This window comes from Streptomyces bobili (assembly GCF_002154575.1).
GTDB classification, from domain to species: domain Bacteria; phylum Actinomycetota; class Actinomycetes; order Streptomycetales; family Streptomycetaceae; genus Streptomyces; species Streptomyces bobili.
The window spans coordinates 1-897 of the sequence record NZ_MUBA01000818.1; the positions used below are offsets into that span (position 1 = coordinate 1).

1 protein-coding gene is annotated in these 897 nt (G+C 73.5%); it reads right to left on the reverse strand.

Going from position 1 to position 897, the window contains the following annotated elements:
• Positions 1-98 precede the first annotated feature (98 nt).
• Entirely contained in the window at positions 99-842 is a 744-nt protein-coding gene (locus BZL64_RS37910; RefSeq protein WP_086773478.1) for a condensation domain-containing protein, read from the reverse strand.
• Between the last annotated feature and the right edge of the window lie 55 nt (positions 843-897).

Genomic DNA, 897 nt, shown 5'->3' on the forward strand with positions numbered 1-897 from the left:
CACGGTGTCGGACACCGTGGCGCCGGGCTTCAACAGCAGTGGCAGCAACCCCAGGTGGCAGCCGACGAGGGGAGAAGCGCCCGGCGTGCGGCGGGTCGTCACGACGCCGACGACGAACGTGTCAGGTGCCCCGGCCGCCTGCGCGGCGTGCGCGAAGGAACCCAGCGTCCTGGCGAAGGACGTCCCTTCGGACGTGTTGTGCCGCGCGTCCAGCAGGGCGGGCGGGAGGTCGAGCCGACGCCGTACGACCTGTCCGGACGGGCTCGCGTCCTCGCGCTGGAGCCAGGTGAGGTGGCCCGAGGTGACGCCGGAGAGCGTTCTCCTCCAATGGTCGAGCGTGACGGTGTCGGCGGGGCGCNNNNCCCGAGGTCGAACGGGCGGTCCACGAAGGCCCGTTCCGTGGCGGCGGCCTCCTGTGGTCCGACGCGGTGGATCTCCAGGGGGGCCTGGCGGTCGTCCAGGGTGTGGACGAGGATGCGGTCGCTGCGGCGGCGCAGGACCGAGCGCAGGGCGGGATGCCGGGCGACGGTCCGCTCCAGGGCATGGCGCACCCGGCCCGGGTCGAGGGCACCCTCCGCGTCGAGGACGACGGCCACGTTGTAGGCGGCGGGTTCGTCCAGCCAGTAGTCGGCCAGCCAGATCTCCTGCTGGACGGGAGAGGCCGGGATCTCCTCGGCGATGTCCGGCGTGTGGGGCGGGTGCGGCTGTTCGGGTGCGGCGTCGGCGAACCAGTCACCGGCCCGCAGATCCGCGGCCAGTTGCTCCACGGTCGCTCCGTCGAGCACGCGGTCGATGCCGGGTGTGGCGCCGAACTCCGCCGCGAGTTCGGTCATCAGACTCATCGCCTGCAGCGATCCGCCGCCGAGCGTGAGGAGGGAGTCGCCGGCGTCCGCGCCG